Origin of the sequence: Winogradskyella rapida, from assembly GCF_042675845.1 — a bacterium.
GTDB classification, from domain to species: domain Bacteria; phylum Bacteroidota; class Bacteroidia; order Flavobacteriales; family Flavobacteriaceae; genus Winogradskyella; species Winogradskyella rapida.
This window is the reverse complement of sequence record NZ_JBHTKM010000063.1, coordinates 2011564-2029397: the sequence shown is the minus strand read 5'-3', so window position 1 is coordinate 2029397 and position 17834 is coordinate 2011564. Positions and strand designations below refer to the sequence as shown.

Sequence of the window (17834 nt, the reverse complement as noted above, 5' to 3'; positions counted from 1 at the left end):
GCTTACCTTTTTATTAAAAAAAATATGTGTAGATGGTGAAAGGTAGCCCAATGGATTTCTAATGCATTGGGCCACTTCCAAACTAACTATTACAAAACAACGATAACTCTATTATTGATATACTCTTACATAATCAATCTCCATGCTATCTTCTGTAAATGTTGGGTCGATATCACCGCCTAGGGTTCCGCCCATTGCCACATTTAAGATGAGGAAAAAGTCATGTTCGAAGGGTAAGTCTGCTGAATTTTCTACGGTATGAAATACGGTATCATCAACTAAAAAGATAATTTCATCAGGGGTCCACTCTACCGTATAGTTATGAAATTCTGTTGTAGAACTTGTTAATGCTATACTTCCTGAATCTCCTGCTCCTGGAGAAACGGCAGGATGGTGTACGGTTGCTAGAACCGTATTTTTATCTTGTCCTTTTTGCTCCATGATGTCTATTTCTCCAGAGGCTGGCCACGTATTGGTTTGGTAATCGGCACCTAACATCCATATTGCAGGCCAAGTTCCGATAGAGGCTGGTAATTTAGCTCTAACTTCAACTCTACCGTAGGTAAATTCAAATAAACCTTCAGATTTAAGACGTGCAGAAGTATAACTTCCGTTAGCTTCCTTCGCGGTGATTTTTAAGAAACCATCTTCAACACTAACATTTTCTGCATTATCAGTATACGATTGTGCTTCTCCGTTACCCCAACCATTACTTCCTGTTCCAAGATCGTAGGTCCAGTTAGCTGCATTAGGGGCACCGTTGGTATCAAACTCATCCGCCCACACTAAATTATCGTAAATGGTTGTAAAGGAATCTTCTTCAGCTTCTTCTTCCGTTGTTAAAATAAACCACCAGTCAAAATCGCCATTACCATCCGTTGTTTTTAAAGTAATCTCATTAGGAACCGAACGGTCAAAGATTTCATATCTATGATTTCCACCGGTATAGTAAGAGATAAAAGCCGTTCCTGATAAACTAATTGTTTCTGCACCTCCTGGGGCTATAAGCGTCCACTCTTCAGTATAATCGTTATAAGGTACATTTTCAACATCAGCACCGTTTTCTGTTCCTCCCGAAGCAATTTCAGTAACTAAACCTCCACGACCAAAAATAGTACCTGATGTATCTGTTGTTGGATCGTCATTAGTATTGTTAGTGATATGCGTAAAAGTTCCATCGGCATTAAACATAAAACGATCATCGTACATCCCTACACCTACTTTTTCATAAGCTCCGGCACCATACCATTCTGACACTACGGTTCCGCCTACAGGACCAAGACCAAAATGTCCTGCTGATTCTGCTTTCATTCGCCATACGTTGTTACCATCACCAATTAATTTATCTAATAATTCTTGTGGTGGTGAATAGTCTGCAAAGACTTCTACAGAAACAGAGGTTAATGTAGAGGCTCCACCTGTACCGTAAGCAATTACAGTAACATCGTAAGTATTAACACCAAGGTCTGTAAATAGTGCTTCGTAGTTTCCTGAAAGAGTGTTATTTTCTACCCCATCAATAATAAATCTATAGCTCAGTGCATGATCTGCCACGGCCATAAAATTAACAATACCACTTCCATCGCCATAAGGATTAGCATCATCTTGCCCTACAATATCAGCGGTTACCACTAAATTAGTTGGCGCTACGATGTCTCCAAATTCTGCATCATCTTCTTGGCATCCCCAAAGAACCCATAAGAGTCCTAGACATCCCATTAAAGTATATTTTATATTTTTCATATGTCTTTAAGTTTTAATTTAGTGTTATATCATCAAGGTAAATGGTGTAGTTTGAAGACCCATCACCAACGATTTCGTTATCCATAATTAACACTAGGTTATACCAATCTATAGCGGTGTCAATTCCTGAAAAATCGAAGGTTAACGTCTCCCACTGATTGGCTACAGTTGTTGTGGCTGTAACCTCTGCACTTGCTGTTACGTCTGGCCAAGCGACATCATCTTCAAATTTTAATAATAAGTTTAAGCCCGTTCTTGGCGACCATACTTTTAGAGTCACTACTGAAGCACTTGTAACTTCAAAAGGACTTGGCACAGTGATTTTAGACCCTGCCCAAGACTGTCCATTTCCTTTTACTAATTCAGCAACCATTGCTGAAGGATTACCATTAAGATCTGGATTTGCTATGACTGACATTGCGCCACCATCAAAACTACTTAAGGTAAAATCGGGTTCGAAATCTAACATTGGATCTGTAGAAATATCATCGATATAAATGGTGTAATCTGCACTACCATCACCCATGATATTGTTATCCATTATCAACACGAGGTTATACCAATTGATAGCCGTATCAATGCCTGAAAAATCAAAAGTTAAAGTCTCCCATTGATTCGCTACTGTGGTGGTTGCTGTAATCTCTACTGTAGAGGTTACATCTGGCCAAGCCACATCATCTTCCATTTTCATTAACAACTCTAAGCCTACTCTTGGCGACCATACTTTTGCAGTGACCACCATTGATCCGTTAACATTAAAAGGAGCAGGCATTGTAATTTTAGATCCGGCCCAAGTTTGTCCGCCACCTTTTATCATTTGTGCCACTGTTGCAGAGGCATTTCCGTTGGTATCAGGATTTTCTACTAGTGCTATGGCACCACCATCAAAACTACTTAACTCAAATTCGGTTTCAAAAGTAATTGGGGTTACACCATCTGAAGGCGCTTCACCTTCTCTATAGAAATATAAGTTATCTACAAATAAGGTTTCACCACTAGGATTCCCTTCAAGTTTAAATTGAATGATTGTTGAAAAATCGACTAAAGGATTTTGATCTGTGAAATACGACAGAGGAATATCAAAAGACGACCACTGTTGTGCTGTTAAATCTAAATCGTAAGCGGTTTCATTAGGACCAGAACTTATAGGAGACAGTTTTGCTTCGCTCTCCCCTGAGGTCCAAACATCAATATGAATATATTCCATTTGTGAAACATCTTGTGGCGTTCCAGAAAAGTCAATGCCTTGGTAATTTATATTGGTATACTGAAGCATTGCATCGCCATCTAAATCGAAAAGATTAAAGGTTGTTGCTTGTCCCCAGTTTGGATAGAAATCTACCCCTTCAATGTCAGTATAAGCATCACTAAAAATAGACACGACATCGGTAGCTACTCTAGAAGGCTGTGTTGGCGCAGAAACTAAAGGCTGAACAATTTCAGTCACCTCAAATTCTTCTGAATAACTTATTGTTTCAATCGCGGCACTTAAGGCTACCACGGTTATGGTATACACCCCAGCTTCTTGATAAGTGTAAGACGCCGTTTGGTCATTATTAAGAATGGTTGGTTCTGCATCAGGATCTTCTCCAAAAGACACTTCGTAGAAAGTTGCAAAATCGGCATAAGCCTGAACATTAACCGTTTTAGAAATTGCGGCATCATTCTCTATAGTAACCACTAAATTTTCTGGCGCCTGAAAAGCCACCACAACGGTTTGTGTTACCACTGTTGACAGTCCGTTTAAAGCATAAGTTGTAATCGAAGCTTCATAGGTTCCTTCTTCGTAAGTATGACTCACGCCTGCACCGGCTTGAAGTTGTTCTGAACCTTCCGATCCATCACCAAAATCGACTTCAAAGCTTGTTAAGCCCTCACCTAATGGTGTAATGGTGACTAAACCTGTATTGTCTTGTGTAACGACCACATGAGCAGAAACATTAGTTGGGGCTTCAATGCTATCTACAAAATCGGTATTCGAATCATCTTCTGAACAGCTAAATAAAACCAGCATTAGAAGACATAATCTTAAAGTATGTTTTAATATTTTCATGAGTTTTATTTTTTTAGTATCCATCGTTTTGCGTCAAATTAGAAATATCGATTTCTCTCTGAGGAATTGGGAAAAGTCCGTTAGTCGCAGGGTTATAACCTCTACTACTTAAAATACTGTTGGCCTGTCCTGTTCTTACTAAGTCGAAGAATCGGTCACCTTCCATTCCAAGTTCTAAACGTCTTTCTTCCCAGATGGCTTGAACGGTTGCAGTAATTCTATGGTCTTGATCACCAAAAGCTCTATCTCTTACCATATCTAAATAGGTCTGTGCTAAAGCTTGATTTGTTGAAGATGCTCTTAAGTTAGCTTCTGCCGCCATAAGCAACACTTCAGCATAACGAATGGTACGTTGGTTATTATCGTAGTTAAGCTCCACTTGTCCGCTTGTTTGTCCTTTTCTAGGTAAATACTTTTTATTGTATAAACCTGTGTTTTTATAAGGCGCTACTTGGTAAGTAACATTTAAACTTGGATTGTTGTTAGCATAAGCTTCTACATCAAACGTGGTGGCTTCTTTTCTTTGGTCTCCTTCTTCATAGGCATTAGCAAGGTCTTGAGTTGGTAAGTTAGTACTCCAACCCGAGTTGTATGGCATTTCAGCAGTACCACTCAATCCTCTTACACCACATTGTTGTACGGCATAATTTCCTTGACCTCTTGTTTGCCCCGCCCAATTGTAATACGGTTGCCCGTTTGAATATTGTACTTCGTACACAGATTCGACTCCATTTTCACCTTCTGGTAAAAAGATATCGTCCATATTAGGTACGAGACTAAAAGGACCATCAACCACCTCTTGTAATACAGGAACCGCTTCATCAAATTTTTCTTGATATAGGTATATTTTTCCTAATAAGGCTTGCGCTGCATATTTGGTAATTCTACCTTCTTGCGATTGTGATGTTGGTAAGACTTCTATAGCCTGAAGTAAATCGAGTTCCATTTGTGCATAAACCTCTTCTTTAGGAGAACGTTGTAGCGTACCGAAATCTGTAAGTCCTAATTTATGGTCTGTGAATAACACCACATCACCAAACATCTTAACCAGGTTAAAATAATAGAAGGCTCTTAAAAAGTAAACCTCTCCGTAAAGGGCTTCTTTCCCATCAAAATCGACTACGTTTCCTAAAAGGTTAACATCCTTATGATCAATTAAATAGTTAGTTCTATTTACGCCTTCATAAGCCGACTCCCATAAATCTTCAAGCGTACTGTTATTGGTTAAAATAAGGTAGTTATCAATTTGTTGTAACGACACCACATCTGAGGCATTTTCTCCACCTGCAACGGCATTATCTGAAGCAATATCTCCAAGGACAATAACGCCATTTAACCATTGTGTTGGTGTATAACAACTAACAGCCATCGTTCTATAATCGGACTCTGTTTGTAGATAATCTAATTCTGTAACTTCGTATTCATCATGCGGATCAAATTCTACAACATCAGAACAACCCATAAAGATTGAAAGTATGATGATTAATCCAATACTGTTTTTTATATTTTTCATACTATTATATTTTTTGGATGTTAAAATTTAAGGTCTAGACCTAATAAAAATGTTCTCGCTTGTGGATAAGCACCACGATCAATACCGGTATCTAAAATTCCACCTGATATTTCAGGATCGTACCCTGTGTATTCGGTAAGCGTTAGTAAATTTTTAGCTTGTGCATAGAGACGGACTTGACTAAAGAAAATATTTAAATCTTCTGGTAAGGTATAACCTAAGGTTAAACTCTTAATTTTAATAAAGCTTCCATCTTCTACATATCTATCAGAAGGTCTAATATTACTATTTGTATCTTCAAAAGTGTATCTTGGGTTATTGGCATCATTTGTTGTGCCTTCCCCTGTCCAACGATTTAAAACACTTCTGTCTTTGTTCGTAAACTGTGCATTACGCTCGTAAGCTTTAAAGATATCATTACCTACAGAAGCATAAGTAAACATATTGAAATCAAAGTTTTTGTATTCTAAACTTAAATTCCATCCAATGGTAAACGTTGGGAACGGATCACCTATTTTAGTTTTATCTGCGTCATCAATAACACCATCATTGTTGACATCTACAAAACGAATATCTCCTGGCTGTGCCCCAGACTGTGTAGCATGGGCATCAATTTCGGCTTGGTTTTGGAATAAGCCATTGGTTTGGTAGCCATAAAAATAACCTGGTGTATAACCTTTTTCAAAACGTGTGGCATCTTGTGGTTGTCCATTAAAATAAGAACCCCCAGCTACAAAGGCTGTACCATCACTATTAGTTTCTGTAACTAAGTTTTTAGACGTTGTAAACGTTAGAGAGGTATTAATCTTAAATTCTTTAGCACCAAAATTGGTATAGCCTAAACTTAAATCGACCCCTTTACTTTCTGTACTCCCTATATTAGAAGTTACAGGCTCTGAAGTTCCGGCATAAAGCGGAGGGGCATCGGTAAATAATAAACCTTCAACCGACTTATTAAAGTAATCTGCCGTTAATGAGAATTGATTATCCAAGAAGGTCATATCAAAACCAAAGTTGTATTGGGTTTGCTCTTCCCAACTTAACGTAGGGTTACTAAACGAGTTTACTGTAGCTCCAGAAACAAATTCATCTCCAAAGGTATAACCATTACTATTGGCTGTAGAATTGTAACTTGGACCTCCTACAGTAATACCAACATACTGCGGATCTACATTTTCATTACCAACAGTACCGTAACTTCCTCTTACTTTTAAGAAATTAATCGCTTCTACATTAAAGAAGTCTTCATTAGTCACAATCCAACCTAAAGAACCCGCATAGAAATTGGCAAATTTGTTGTCATCACCAAAGGCCATTGAACCATCACGTCTTGCAGAGAATGACGCTAAGTACTTGCCTTGGTAGTCATAATTAATTCTACTGAAGTAAGACATATTTCTACGCTCTAAGTCTTGATAACTGTATCCTGTATAGGCATTTGTGTTTAAAGCCGTATTAATTCCGGTTGCCGCACTAATATCAGCCCAAACCCATGAATTATCACGTACATCCTGACGTGTTACGCCAAATCCTTCCCCTGTAGACTTACTTGTTGAAACCCCAAGAACCACATCGAAATTATGAATCTCATTAAAGTTAAAGTTGTAGCTTAAGAAATTCTCGAAGGTATAATTAAAGTTAGACACCGTATTTTCACTTACACTATTATGAAATGAAGGAATTATACTTGTTGTTCCGTCTGAATTGACAACTTCTTCTGTTTTTACAGTTCCATCAGGATTATAATCACTAGACACGTTATTAGGTCCGTAATACGCTAAAGGCGTAAAACTTTTCCCTACCTGATCCCACTTGGTATATCCAAAACGAGATGTAACTTTTAAGTTTTTAAGGATGTCGTATTGTAATTCAAATTTCCCGTATAACTTATTCCCATTACTTTCGTTATAGGTGTTTTCTAAACGTTGTACAGGATTAAAAATTTCTGACAACAATAAGTTACTATAACCATAAGTCGCAAAATCATTTGGATCTGTATTATACGGTGTTACTGTAGGATCAAAGTTAATCGCATTACCTAAGATAGAGTTGAAAGAATTTTCAGCAATAGATTGGCTTTTAATATTTGCATAACTCGCGTTTAAAATAAATTTCAACTTAGAGGTCAATTGAAAATCAACGTTCGCCGTAAAGTTTAAACGGTTAAAGTTAGATTTATCTTCACCCCCAACAATACCCCCTTGACTAAGGTAACCTGTTGATAAGAAATAGCTAATTTTTTCTGAACCACCACGTGCTGAAAGCGCATAAGAGGTAATACTAGCATCTTTAAAAATTTCATCTTGCCAATCTGTACCTTTACCTACAACGGAAAGATCTGGAAAAATAAGCTCTCCACCAGCAACGACACTACCTTCATTTAATAAGGCTGCATATTCTGATGCGTTTAATAGGCCTAACTTTCTATCTACCGACTGGATTCCTGAATAGGTATTGAATGAAAACTGTACTTTTTCATTTTTACGACCCGATTTGGTAGTCACTACAATTACACCATTTCCCCCTTTAACACCATAGATCGCTGTAGAGGCGGCATCTTTTAGAATGTTTAAAGATTGAATGTCTGACGAATTAATAGAGTTTAAATCGTCTAAGGTTTGAGGCACACCATCTATAATAACTACAGGATCGGTACCTGTGAACGAAGGAATACCACGAACTAATACCGTTGGCTTACTTCCTGGAGAACCACTTTGCACCACGGATACCCCTGAAGCATTTCCTTGTAGTGCTTCTTCCACACGGGTTGGATTTAATTTCTCAATGGATTCGGATTTCACAGTAGAGATAGCCCCCGAGACATTCGTGACTTTCTGTGTTCCATAACCAATAACCACCACCTCACTTAAAGACTCTGTATCTTCTACAAGAGTAATCGCTAGTGGCGTACTGTCTTTAATTGTAATTTCTTGTGGTACAAAACCAATATAAGAAATTACTAAAATTGAATTGATTGGTAAATCAGTAAGAGTGAAGTTACCATCGAAATCTGTTGTTGTTCCTTTCGAAGTGTTCTTAAGGATAATGTTTACACCCGGTAAAGGCTGTCCTGAACCTTGTTCAATTACCGTACCAGATACATCTACATTTTGCCCGTTTACTGCCATTGTTAAAATGAAAGCGAAGAGCGCGAAAAGTTTTATTTTCATAGTTCTTAGTTTAGACTATGCAAATTATAACAAATTCTTAATGTTATCTTAAAACCAAACACTACAAAAAACATACAGCACAAAAAAGTACGGTCTAAAATAGAGATATCACATTAAATACCCCTTTATTTTATGGTTTCAACATTATTTATAGCTCTCTAATTAAAATGAGGACTTTTAACCTACAGCAGCTAAAAACAGCGTTTGTATAGGTAATGTATAGGTAAAAAAGGAGGATGTATAGGTGCTATAACTCAATAATATAGCTCGATAAGCTGCGATCGTGGTCTAATTCTAACTTTTTACGCAAACGATAGCGCTTCACCTCAACACTTTTATGAGAAATGTTAAGAAGTGGAGCTATTTCCTTAGAAGAAAGGTTTAATCTTAGGTAGGCACAGAGTCGTAAATCACTCGCCGTAATCGAAGGGTGCAAGGCTTTAATTTTCTTCATAAAATCCTTGTCCACATTGTTAAAAGCTTCTTCAAACAATTGCCAATCTCCCGTATTATTAATGCTCTTATTAATTAACTTGATTACATTATTAACCTCAGGCATACTTTTACTGTTGGCTAACTGTTCCTTTATATTCCCTAATAACTCATTTCGCTTTACCAAATTCATGGTTGCCATACCAAGTTCTCTATTCTTATTTTCGATATCCAACTGTAAGTTCTGATTTTTAAACTGAATCAGTTGACGCTGACTTTCTAATTGTTCTAAAGCCAACTCGCGTTCTTTCTTTTCAATAATTTTCAGTTGCTGCTTTTTAAAATGACGTCTATTATAGAAGTATAGCACATAGATAATCAGTAAAACGAAAACAACATACAACACAATAGCCAACGGTGTTAAATACCATGGTTTTTTAATACTGAAGGCATAAGAAACAATATTCTTAGACAGCACGCCATCGGTGAGGGCACGCGCTTGAAAGGTGTATTCGCCATAAGGGAGGTTCTTATAAAATACTTCAGACTCTGTAGACCAATCACTCCAATCGTCATAAAAGCCCAATAAACGACTTTGGAATTTTGACGTTGACAGTTTGTTATAGTTCGTAACGCTATAATTGAAGCGCACATTATTATCCTTATTCTTTAAAGGCTCTGTATTAGAGAAATCTAAAGCCGACATCTCATCAGGATACGCCCCGTATTTTACACTGTTTAAATGCATTTCTAAGGGACGCTCCTCGACTTTATCCAAGTCTATTTTAAGAAATCCATCCGTGGTTCCTATAAGGTAGTTTTTAGGTCCTAGGTAGAGGATATTTTCATAACCCGACTTACTTTTACGCACCTCACTAGAAAGCGCAATAACATTAACCTTGGGTTCAGAGGAGAGTTTACCTGGTTCTACAAAAACCAACTCACTTTTAGAAAAGCCCCAAAGCTTATTCCCCACAACATCATTAAAGAGTTTGCCCGATATATATTTATCGCCTGTAAATAGCGCGCTTAAGACCGAATCTTTTTGAAAGGCATCAGCAGAAGGCTTGTATTTATAAACCCCTAAACGATTACTGTATAAGATGTCATTGTTATATTTCACCATTCCTGATTTCACACCTTGTGCCACGGGCATCTTTTGTGTAGACTTTACGGTTCTATAGTTTGCATCTAATGTGATTTTATAGACGCCTTTATGCTCATGACTTACAAAAACCTCATGAGGGTTGAGTAATTCAAAATACTTTGATGAGATATTAAATCCTTCAACTCGATTTCTATATTGCCATGTACCATCAATCTTTTCTAACACATTTAACCCCTTATAATTTCCTTGAATCAGTAAATCAGGTCGTCCTTTTATGGGTTTAACACCCCAAGTACCGATAATATCAGATACCTGCTTTGCGGTGGTATTTTCAATAATAAATGTTCCTTTGTCATGTCCGCAGAACAAATCATCCTGAACCATAGACAAACTCCAAACTTGGCCTTTAGTGCCGTCTATCATTTTAAAAGGCACATTAGAATCAATAGCCTGATAAAACAAACCTTGATTTGTCCCTAAATACAGAAAACGATCGGTTTTGGCTGCTGCATAAACCGTCCCCAAGACCCCTTGACTATCAGTATACACGCGAAACGGGGATTTTAAATTCACCAAATTAATACCGTTATCTAAACCTAGCCATACACTGCCATAACCATCTTCAAATACAGACAGTACGGTATTATTACTTAAACCTTTCCATTGATCTATCGCTAAAACCTCAGCCCCTGACGCATCCAATTGAATGATTCCATTAGCGATGGTTCCTAATAAAAATCCACCATCCGCCAACCGAATACTACTGTAAACACTCAACGTGGATAACAAAGGATCTGACGGAATCGCCCATTTGGAAACCGAATTATTTTCATATTTATAAAATCCATGCTCCTTAGATTGCATCAATAAGCCTTGAGCTAATGGAAAAATATTAACCAACTCGTAACCTAAAATAGCATCCTCGGGTAGGATTAAAATCTTCTTTCCATTTTCAATCTTAAAAATACCGACTTCTGTTTTTTGAAAATAGACCGTTTCACCAACTTTAAACATCTTGTTGATGCGGTAATCTGAATTGATAATATCAAAACGATCTTCGTGTATATTATAGATATAAATACGCTCAAAAGACTGAAACAACACAAACCCTTCAACATGCAGCAAGCCCCAAAACTCCTCATCTTCGCGAATAGAAAAGTTTTTATTCTCACTTAAAGAGCTGTATTCTAAAGTGCCCTTATTGTTTTTGGTCCAATACCCAAAATCCATATACCCACCGGTATAAATGCGATCTCCAACCACCTTAACCGAACGTAAAATCCCATCGTTTGGTGAATTATACAGTTTCCATAAAGCCCCATTATACTCTAATAACCCACGATTATTAGCCACATATATAAAGTTGCTATCTGACTGGGAAATGGCCCAATTTTGATCTTCAGCATTATAATCTTGAGGGGTAAATATTTGAATAGGTGGAATTTCTTGCGCGTAAGAAGCTAAACTACAACACAGTGCCACACAAAGACCGTAGACATAAATTTTAAAATTCTTTAGAAGAAGCATGAAAAGCAGATTGAAAATATCATGTTAAATTAATCAATTTATCATTATTCAAAATATCCAGAATAACAGTAAAGGGTATAAATGTATACTAATTATACTAAAATTGAGCGAAATGAAGCCATGGTTTTAACTCCTCATATCATATTTTTCTCAGCAATACCAACTACTCCGAAGCTTTATGGTTTAAAATACGGGTTGTAATAATCAACTAAAATCACAAGTCAAGAAACTCATTTAACCCCTATTTTGAAAAGTTTCGATCCCCATAAAAAAAGAGTAGCAAGCCCTTAATACTTATCGATAAGCAGAAGTGCCGCTATACGCTAATGCTCCTCAAGTCCTAATAATGAAAGTCAAAAACCTCAACCTTTCCCAAAACCTAGAAAAGCCCAAAAGCCGTCCCTATTCCGCGTAAAACCGAGGACTAAATCACTGATTTCGTGCGGTATTGTAAGAAAATTTTGCGATATTTATAACAACACACTAGAACTAAACGAGACAACTATGGAAGGATTTGACATTTTAAACTTATTCATTGTGCTTCTCGCCGCATGGGGAGGTGGCGCCTTAATTAAACGCATTGGCTACCCAGCAATCTTAGGGGAACTCCTTATCGGGGTAATCATTGGCCCTTCGTTATTAGGATTTGTAGAGAGCTCTAGCACCCTTGTTATTTTAGCAGAAGCAGGTGTTATTCTACTCATGGCCTACATTGGTATGGAGATTAATTTCAAGGATCTCGGAAAAGCCTCATGGGCAGGACTTCTCGCTGCTGTAGGTGGCTTTGTGGTTCCTTTTGCTTTAGGGTATTACGTGGTGACTTTATCTGGAGGTACTAGCATGGCCGGCCTATTTGTGGGAATTGCCGTTGGGGTAACCTCATTAGCGACTAAAAGCCGGATTCTTGTGGACTTAAACCTATTAGACACCCGTATTGCTTACGTCCTTATGGCGGGCGCGCTAATTTCGGATACCCTAGCTTTAATCATATTTGCCGGACTCTCAAGTTTTATTGATGCCGGTGCGGTAAACATGTCTGAAATCTTATTAATTATAGGAAAAATCATTCTGTTTTTTGGCTTTTCTACCGCGTTTGGACTTTATATCCTGCCCCGAATTGGACAATGGATGGCCAAAAAAAATATAGAAAACCGCACCACCTATTTCACGCTATTGTTACTCATTGTCTTTGGACTTTCTGAACTTGCTGAACTAGTAGGTCTTCATGGAATTTTAGGGGCCTTTATTGCTGGGGTCTTTATTAAAGATGGGGTCTTTAAGGACCAAATCACCAAAGATATTACTCATGTCTTCCACGATGTTTCTGTTGGTTTTATGGCTCCTATATTTTTTGTTACGGCAGGTTTTCATGTCACCTTAGATGTTTTTCAAACCGATTTAGGATTACTATTAGCTATTGTAGGCGTTGCTTTTGCTGGTAAAATATTAGGTACCGTTATCTTCTATCTTCCTAGTCGCAATGGTTGGCGCGAAGGCTTAGCTGTGGGCACAGGAATGAACGGCCGTGGAGCCGTAGAAATTGTTATTGCCGGTATTGGACTACAAAAAGGAATTATCTCTCAGGAAATCTTCTCTATCCTCGTCTTTATGGCCATCATTACCACATTATCCGTTCCTGTTTTATTAACCTGGTCTACCAACTGGCTTAAGAAACGCGGCGAACTAGTTAAACAATTCTCTAGAGAAGGCTATTTAATATTAGGTGCCAATCCGCTTGCCTTATTATTAGGAAAACATTTATCAGAGCACAATAAGGTCGTTTTTATTGATGCGAATAAAGGCATCTGTGAAAATGCAAAGCACAAAGGTTTTAATTGTGTGCATGGTAATATTTTAGACGAAGCCACACTAAAAGAAGCCTCAGCTAAGGACTTTAGAACCTTTTTAGCCTTAACGGTCAACAATGAAATAAATCTATTAGCCTCGCAATTGGTGAATGACACCTTTTACATTCCAGAAAAATATATTGTGATTTCTCCCATTACAGAAATTGGTGGTAGCATTAACTTATTACAATCCGTATCAGCATCAACTCTATTCTCAGGAAAAGTAGATCTTCAGCCTTGGATTCAAAAGGCGCAAGACTTAAATTATAAGGAAGTGGAGGTAACGAGTGATAAAAAAATTGCCACTCGCGAGTGGGTAAAAACCCAATTCAGTAAAAACAAGACTGTTCTTCCGTTGGTTATCGTAGATATTTCAGGCATAAAACGTCCGTTTAGATTTAATGATAGTATTGAGGAAGACGAAAAGGTGATTTATATTGTGTAAGTTGTTTAGCTTCGATTAAAATAATATATAACACCAATAGATAAATTAACACAAACCTTATGTCAAAACTAATATTTTTATTGTTGCTATCTACATATCAAACCTTCAGTCAAAACTTAAAAATAGACTCATATTTTATTCAGTCTGGAGTTATTTTGAATAAACCTGGATTAAACGGAGAAAGCATTGCCAATTTTAACAAGAAAGATAAATGTATTGTTATTGATTATGTCGGTTACAATTATTATAAAATAAAATCAAAAAAAGCAACGGGATTCGTCTTATCTGAGTTTTTAAACGTTACAAATGAAATGAGAATCTTCATGAAGGACTTTGAAAAAACGCGAAAATTAGAACGAGAGAAGGCAAGAAAACTTAAAGCTGAAAAGCTTAGAAAAGAATTAGAAAAAGAAAAACAAATCAGGTTATTAAAATTAAAAGAAATTGAATCTGAAAAAATTAAGGTCATTGAAACTACATATTACAGTATAACCCTTGATTACTACTTATCGGTAAAATTAAAAAAGTATGGTAATAAAAATTATATATACTTCAGTCTGAATGCAGACTTAGGTTGCGCTAGTTCCTACAAAAACAGTCAATCGTATGTAAAAATTTATTTAGATAACGACGATATTATCACTTTCTATCATTACGGAGATATTGATTGTGCTGATTTTACATTGAAAGGGATCTTAACCTCAGATGATATAAGTAGATTAAAAAAATCCACAATTCAATCGATAAGATTACAAGGTACAGATTATCGTGAAGATTTAGAAACTATTGATTACAAAGAGTTTTTCTTAGACAAATTAAAATGCATTCAAGAATAAGGAAAAGTATAAAACTAAAAAAAGCCTCTATCTTTCGATAAAGGCTTTAGTACTGAAGACGGGACTTGAACCCGTACGTCCTAATGGACATTGGATTTTAAGTCCAACGTGTCTACCAATTCCACCACTTCAGCATTATAATTACAAATTAATGCAATCAATTGGTATATTTTTGTATTCAGAGCGAAAGATGGGATTTGAACCCACGACCTCCACCTTGGCAAGGTGATGCTCTACCCCTGAGCTACTTTCGCAATTTTAATGAACGTTTCGCCCTGTAAGCGGGTGCAAATTTACACTTTATTTACATACCACCAAACTTTTTTCGAAAAAAAATTAAAAAAATTTTAAACTGGCTTTTTCTTCATCAACATTCGCTTTATCTCATTGAGCTTCATTAAGGCTTCAACAGGGGTTAAAGTATCGATGTCCGTATGAATGATTTCGTCCTTAATTTCAACGAGTAAGGGGTCGTCAAGGTTAAAAAAGCTCAACTGTAAATCGTCCTTTAAGCCCTTCACTTTATCCGTAAGTTCTTCACTAGAATGCGATTTTTCTAATTTCGATAAAATTTTATTTGCACGACGAATAACTTGTTGTGGCATACCCGCCATTTTTGCAACATGGATACCAAAACTATGTTCACTTCCGCCTTCAACCAGTTTCCGAACAAAAAGCACATTGTCTTTTAATTCTTTTACAGCCACGTTAAAGTTTTTAATCCGACCAAAGGTTTCGCTCATTTCATTTAACTCGTGGTAATGCGTTGCAAAGAGTGTTTTAGGTTTAGAAGGATGCTCGTGTAAATACTCACTAATAGCCCAAGCAATAGAAATACCATCATAGGTACTGGTTCCCCTTCCTATTTCATCTAATAAGACTAAACTACGATCTGATATATTATTAAGAATAGAAGCCGTCTCATTCATTTCTACCATAAATGTAGACTCCCCCATGGAGATATTATCACTAGCGCCAACTCGCGTAAAAATTTTATCAACCAAACCGATTCTCGCTTCGCCAGCAGGCACAAAACTTCCTATTTGTGCTAATAAAACAATTAAGGCCGTTTGTCTTAATATGGCCGACTTACCCGACATGTTTGGTCCGGTAATCATAATAATTTGCTGTGTTTCTCTATCTAAAAACACATCATTAGCAATATAAGGCTCCCCAATTGGTAATTGTTTTTCTATAACCGGGTGACGTCCTTCTTTAATTTCTAAATCGTAACTATCGTCAATTTGCGGATATACATACTTATTACTCTTAGCTAAGCTTGCAAATCCACATAAACAATCTAACTGCCCTATTAACTGTGCGTTTTGCTGTACGGAAACAATAAACTGATGCATCCACGTTACCAACTCACTAAACAATTGCTGCTCTATGGCTAAAATACGTTCCTCAGCTCCCAAAATCTTTGCTTCGTATTCTTTAAGCTCTTCGGTAATATAGCGTTCGGCGTTAACTAAGGTTTGCTTTCTAATCCATTCTTCAGGCACCTTATCCTTATGCGAATTACGGACTTCTATATAATACCCAAAAACGTTATTAGACGCTATTTTAAGGGAGGTAATCCCTGTGCGTTCGCTTTCGCGTTTCAACATATTATCCAAGTAGGTTTTCCCAGATTGCGACAAGCCTCTTAACTCATCTAACTCTTCTGAAAAACCAACAGCAATTGTATGTCCCTTAAGCACATTAACCGGTGCTTCTTCATTTAAGGTTTCTTTAATTTTATCGCGTAACAAATCGCAACGGTGCAAATTATCACCTAAAACTTTTAAAGCCTCATTATCGCAAGTTTCCGCCACCGCTTTTATAGGCACAATAGCGTCTAAAGAATTTTTAAGTTGAATGACTTCTCGTGGCGAAACCTTAACCGTAGCTATTTTTGAAATAAGACGCTCAATATCTCCAATTTGTTTTATTTGCGTTTGAATCTTTTGAAGAACGGTCTCATTATCTAAGAGATATTTTACAACCTCATGACGTTGTTTAATTTTTTCGGCATGCTTTAGCGGTAAGGCCAACCAACGTTTTAAAGTTCGGCCGCCCATAGCCGATATTGTTTTATCTATAACATTAATTAAGGTGACCGCATTGGCATTAGTAGAATGGTATAATTCTAAATTACGGATAGTAAATTTATCCATCCACACATAATCATCAGTAGCAATTCTTGAAACCGTAGCAATATGCTCTAATTTACTATGACGTGTTTCCCCCAAATAATGTAAAACCACACCAGAAGCGATAATCCCTTCGTATAAATCTTCTATCCCAAAGCCTTTTAAGGTTTTTGTATTGAAATGTTTGGTTAAGGTTTCATGAGCATAATCGGCTTGAAACACCCAATCCTCTAGATAAAAGGTATGAAAATCATTTCCGAAGGTTTCTGAAAACAGCTTCCTGCTTTTCTTGGAGATTAATACCTCACTTGGACTAAAGTTCTGCAATAACTTATCGATATATTCGGCCTGCCCTTGAGAGGTTAAAAATTCACCTGTAGAAATATCTAAAAATGAAATCCCGATGCAGTCCTTTTCAAAATAAACTGCCGCTAAGAAATTATTGGATTTAGAATGTAAAATATCGTCATTAAAAGCCACACCTGGCGTTACCAATTCGGTTACCCCACGTTTTACAATTGTTTTGGTTTGCTTTGGATCTTCTAACTGATCGCAAATCGCCACACGCTCTCCGGCTCTTACCAATTTAGGTAAGTAGGTATTCAAGGAGTGGTGCGGAAATCCTGCTAGCGCGGTTTCATTCTCACTACCAGCGCCACGCTTGGTTAAAATAATGTCTAAAATCTGAGACGCTTTAACAGCATCACTACCAAATGTTTCGTAAAAATCGCCGACTCTAAACAACAATAAAGCATCAGGATATTTCACCTTAATAGCATTATATTGTTTCATTAACGGGGTTACTTTTTTTGCGGATTTAGCCAATGGTAATCTGGTTTTAAGTTATATTTTTGTCTTGTAAATATTTGAACATTGCAAGTTTGCTAAATTACTTATATTTTAAGGCTTATTGAAACCGAAAGACTAGAAGTTATTTACAGATGTTTATAATTTCACTTTTCAGACCTCTTAGGTTTTTAAAACTGTAGGGCCTCGTAAAATGAAAAATGACAACCCTAAAGCTC

At 37.0% G+C, this 17834-nt stretch carries 8 protein-coding genes and 2 tRNA genes; 2 read left to right on the top strand and 8 right to left on the bottom strand.

The window, feature by feature from the left end; translation table 11 throughout:
• Positions 1–111: 111 nt before the first annotated feature.
• The 5 genes from ACFQ13_RS16035 to ACFQ13_RS16015 form a co-directional block, all read right to left on the bottom strand.
• Positions 112–1743, bottom strand: a complete 1632-nt coding sequence (locus tag ACFQ13_RS16035; protein WP_386119133.1) for a glycoside hydrolase family 16 protein — start codon at positions 1741–1743, stop codon at positions 112–114.
• 13 nt (positions 1744–1756) lie between these two features.
• Complete coding sequence (locus ACFQ13_RS16030; protein ID WP_386119131.1) at positions 1757–3796, bottom strand: hypothetical protein; 2040 nt, start codon at positions 3794–3796, stop codon at positions 1757–1759.
• A 13-nt stretch (positions 3797–3809) separates the two neighbouring features.
• On the bottom strand, positions 3810–5309 hold the full coding sequence (locus tag ACFQ13_RS16025) for a RagB/SusD family nutrient uptake outer membrane protein (RefSeq protein WP_386119129.1): 1500 nt from the start codon (positions 5307–5309) through the stop codon (positions 3810–3812).
• 20 nt (positions 5310–5329) lie between these two features.
• On the bottom strand, positions 5330–8479 hold the full coding sequence (locus tag ACFQ13_RS16020; RefSeq protein WP_386119127.1) for a SusC/RagA family TonB-linked outer membrane protein: 3150 nt from the start codon (positions 8477–8479) through the stop codon (positions 5330–5332).
• A gap of 247 nt (positions 8480–8726) precedes the next feature.
• Positions 8727–11546, bottom strand: a complete 2820-nt coding sequence (locus ACFQ13_RS16015) for a helix-turn-helix and ligand-binding sensor domain-containing protein (protein ID WP_386119126.1) — start codon at positions 11544–11546, stop codon at positions 8727–8729.
• Between the two features lie 504 nt (positions 11547–12050).
• Between ACFQ13_RS16015 and ACFQ13_RS16010 the strand changes: the two genes are divergently transcribed.
• Complete coding sequence (locus ACFQ13_RS16010; protein WP_386119124.1) at positions 12051–13838, top strand: cation:proton antiporter; 1788 nt, start codon at positions 12051–12053, stop codon at positions 13836–13838.
• Positions 13839–13897: 59 nt separating this feature from the next.
• On the top strand, positions 13898–14674 hold the full coding sequence (locus ACFQ13_RS16005) for a hypothetical protein (protein WP_386119122.1): 777 nt from the start codon (positions 13898–13900) through the stop codon (positions 14672–14674).
• A gap of 50 nt (positions 14675–14724) precedes the next feature.
• Here the strand turns inward: ACFQ13_RS16005 and ACFQ13_RS16000 are convergent.
• From ACFQ13_RS16000 to mutS, 3 genes are all read right to left on the bottom strand, one after another.
• A tRNA-Leu gene (locus tag ACFQ13_RS16000) sits at positions 14725–14808 on the bottom strand.
• 48 nt (positions 14809–14856) lie between these two features.
• Positions 14857–14928: transfer RNA gene (locus ACFQ13_RS15995), tRNA-Gly, on the bottom strand.
• 93 nt (positions 14929–15021) lie between these two features.
• A complete protein-coding gene (gene mutS, locus ACFQ13_RS15990; protein ID WP_386119120.1) occupies positions 15022–17634 on the bottom strand; it encodes a DNA mismatch repair protein MutS in 2613 nt (870 codons plus the stop codon).
• Between the last annotated feature and the right edge of the window lie 200 nt (positions 17635–17834).

What these genes read in the sequence shown, in the direction of transcription:
- ACFQ13_RS16035 (WP_386119133.1), bottom strand. Translation starts at nt 1,743, where the DNA reads ATGAAAAATATAAAATATACTTTAATGGGATGTCTAGGACTCTTATGG.
- ACFQ13_RS16030 (WP_386119131.1), bottom strand. Translation starts at nt 3,796, where the DNA reads ATGAAAATATTAAAACATACTTTAAGATTATGTCTTCTAATGCTGGTT.
- ACFQ13_RS16025 (WP_386119129.1), bottom strand. Translation starts at nt 5,309, where the DNA reads ATGAAAAATATAAAAAACAGTATTGGATTAATCATCATACTTTCAATC.
- ACFQ13_RS16020 (WP_386119127.1), bottom strand. Translation starts at nt 8,479, where the DNA reads ATGAAAATAAAACTTTTCGCGCTCTTCGCTTTCATTTTAACAATGGCA.
- ACFQ13_RS16015 (WP_386119126.1), bottom strand. Translation starts at nt 11,546, where the DNA reads ATGCTTCTTCTAAAGAATTTTAAAATTTATGTCTACGGTCTTTGTGTG.
- ACFQ13_RS16010 (WP_386119124.1), top strand. Translation starts at nt 12,051, where the DNA reads ATGGAAGGATTTGACATTTTAAACTTATTCATTGTGCTTCTCGCCGCA.
- ACFQ13_RS16005 (WP_386119122.1), top strand. Translation starts at nt 13,898, where the DNA reads ATGTCAAAACTAATATTTTTATTGTTGCTATCTACATATCAAACCTTC.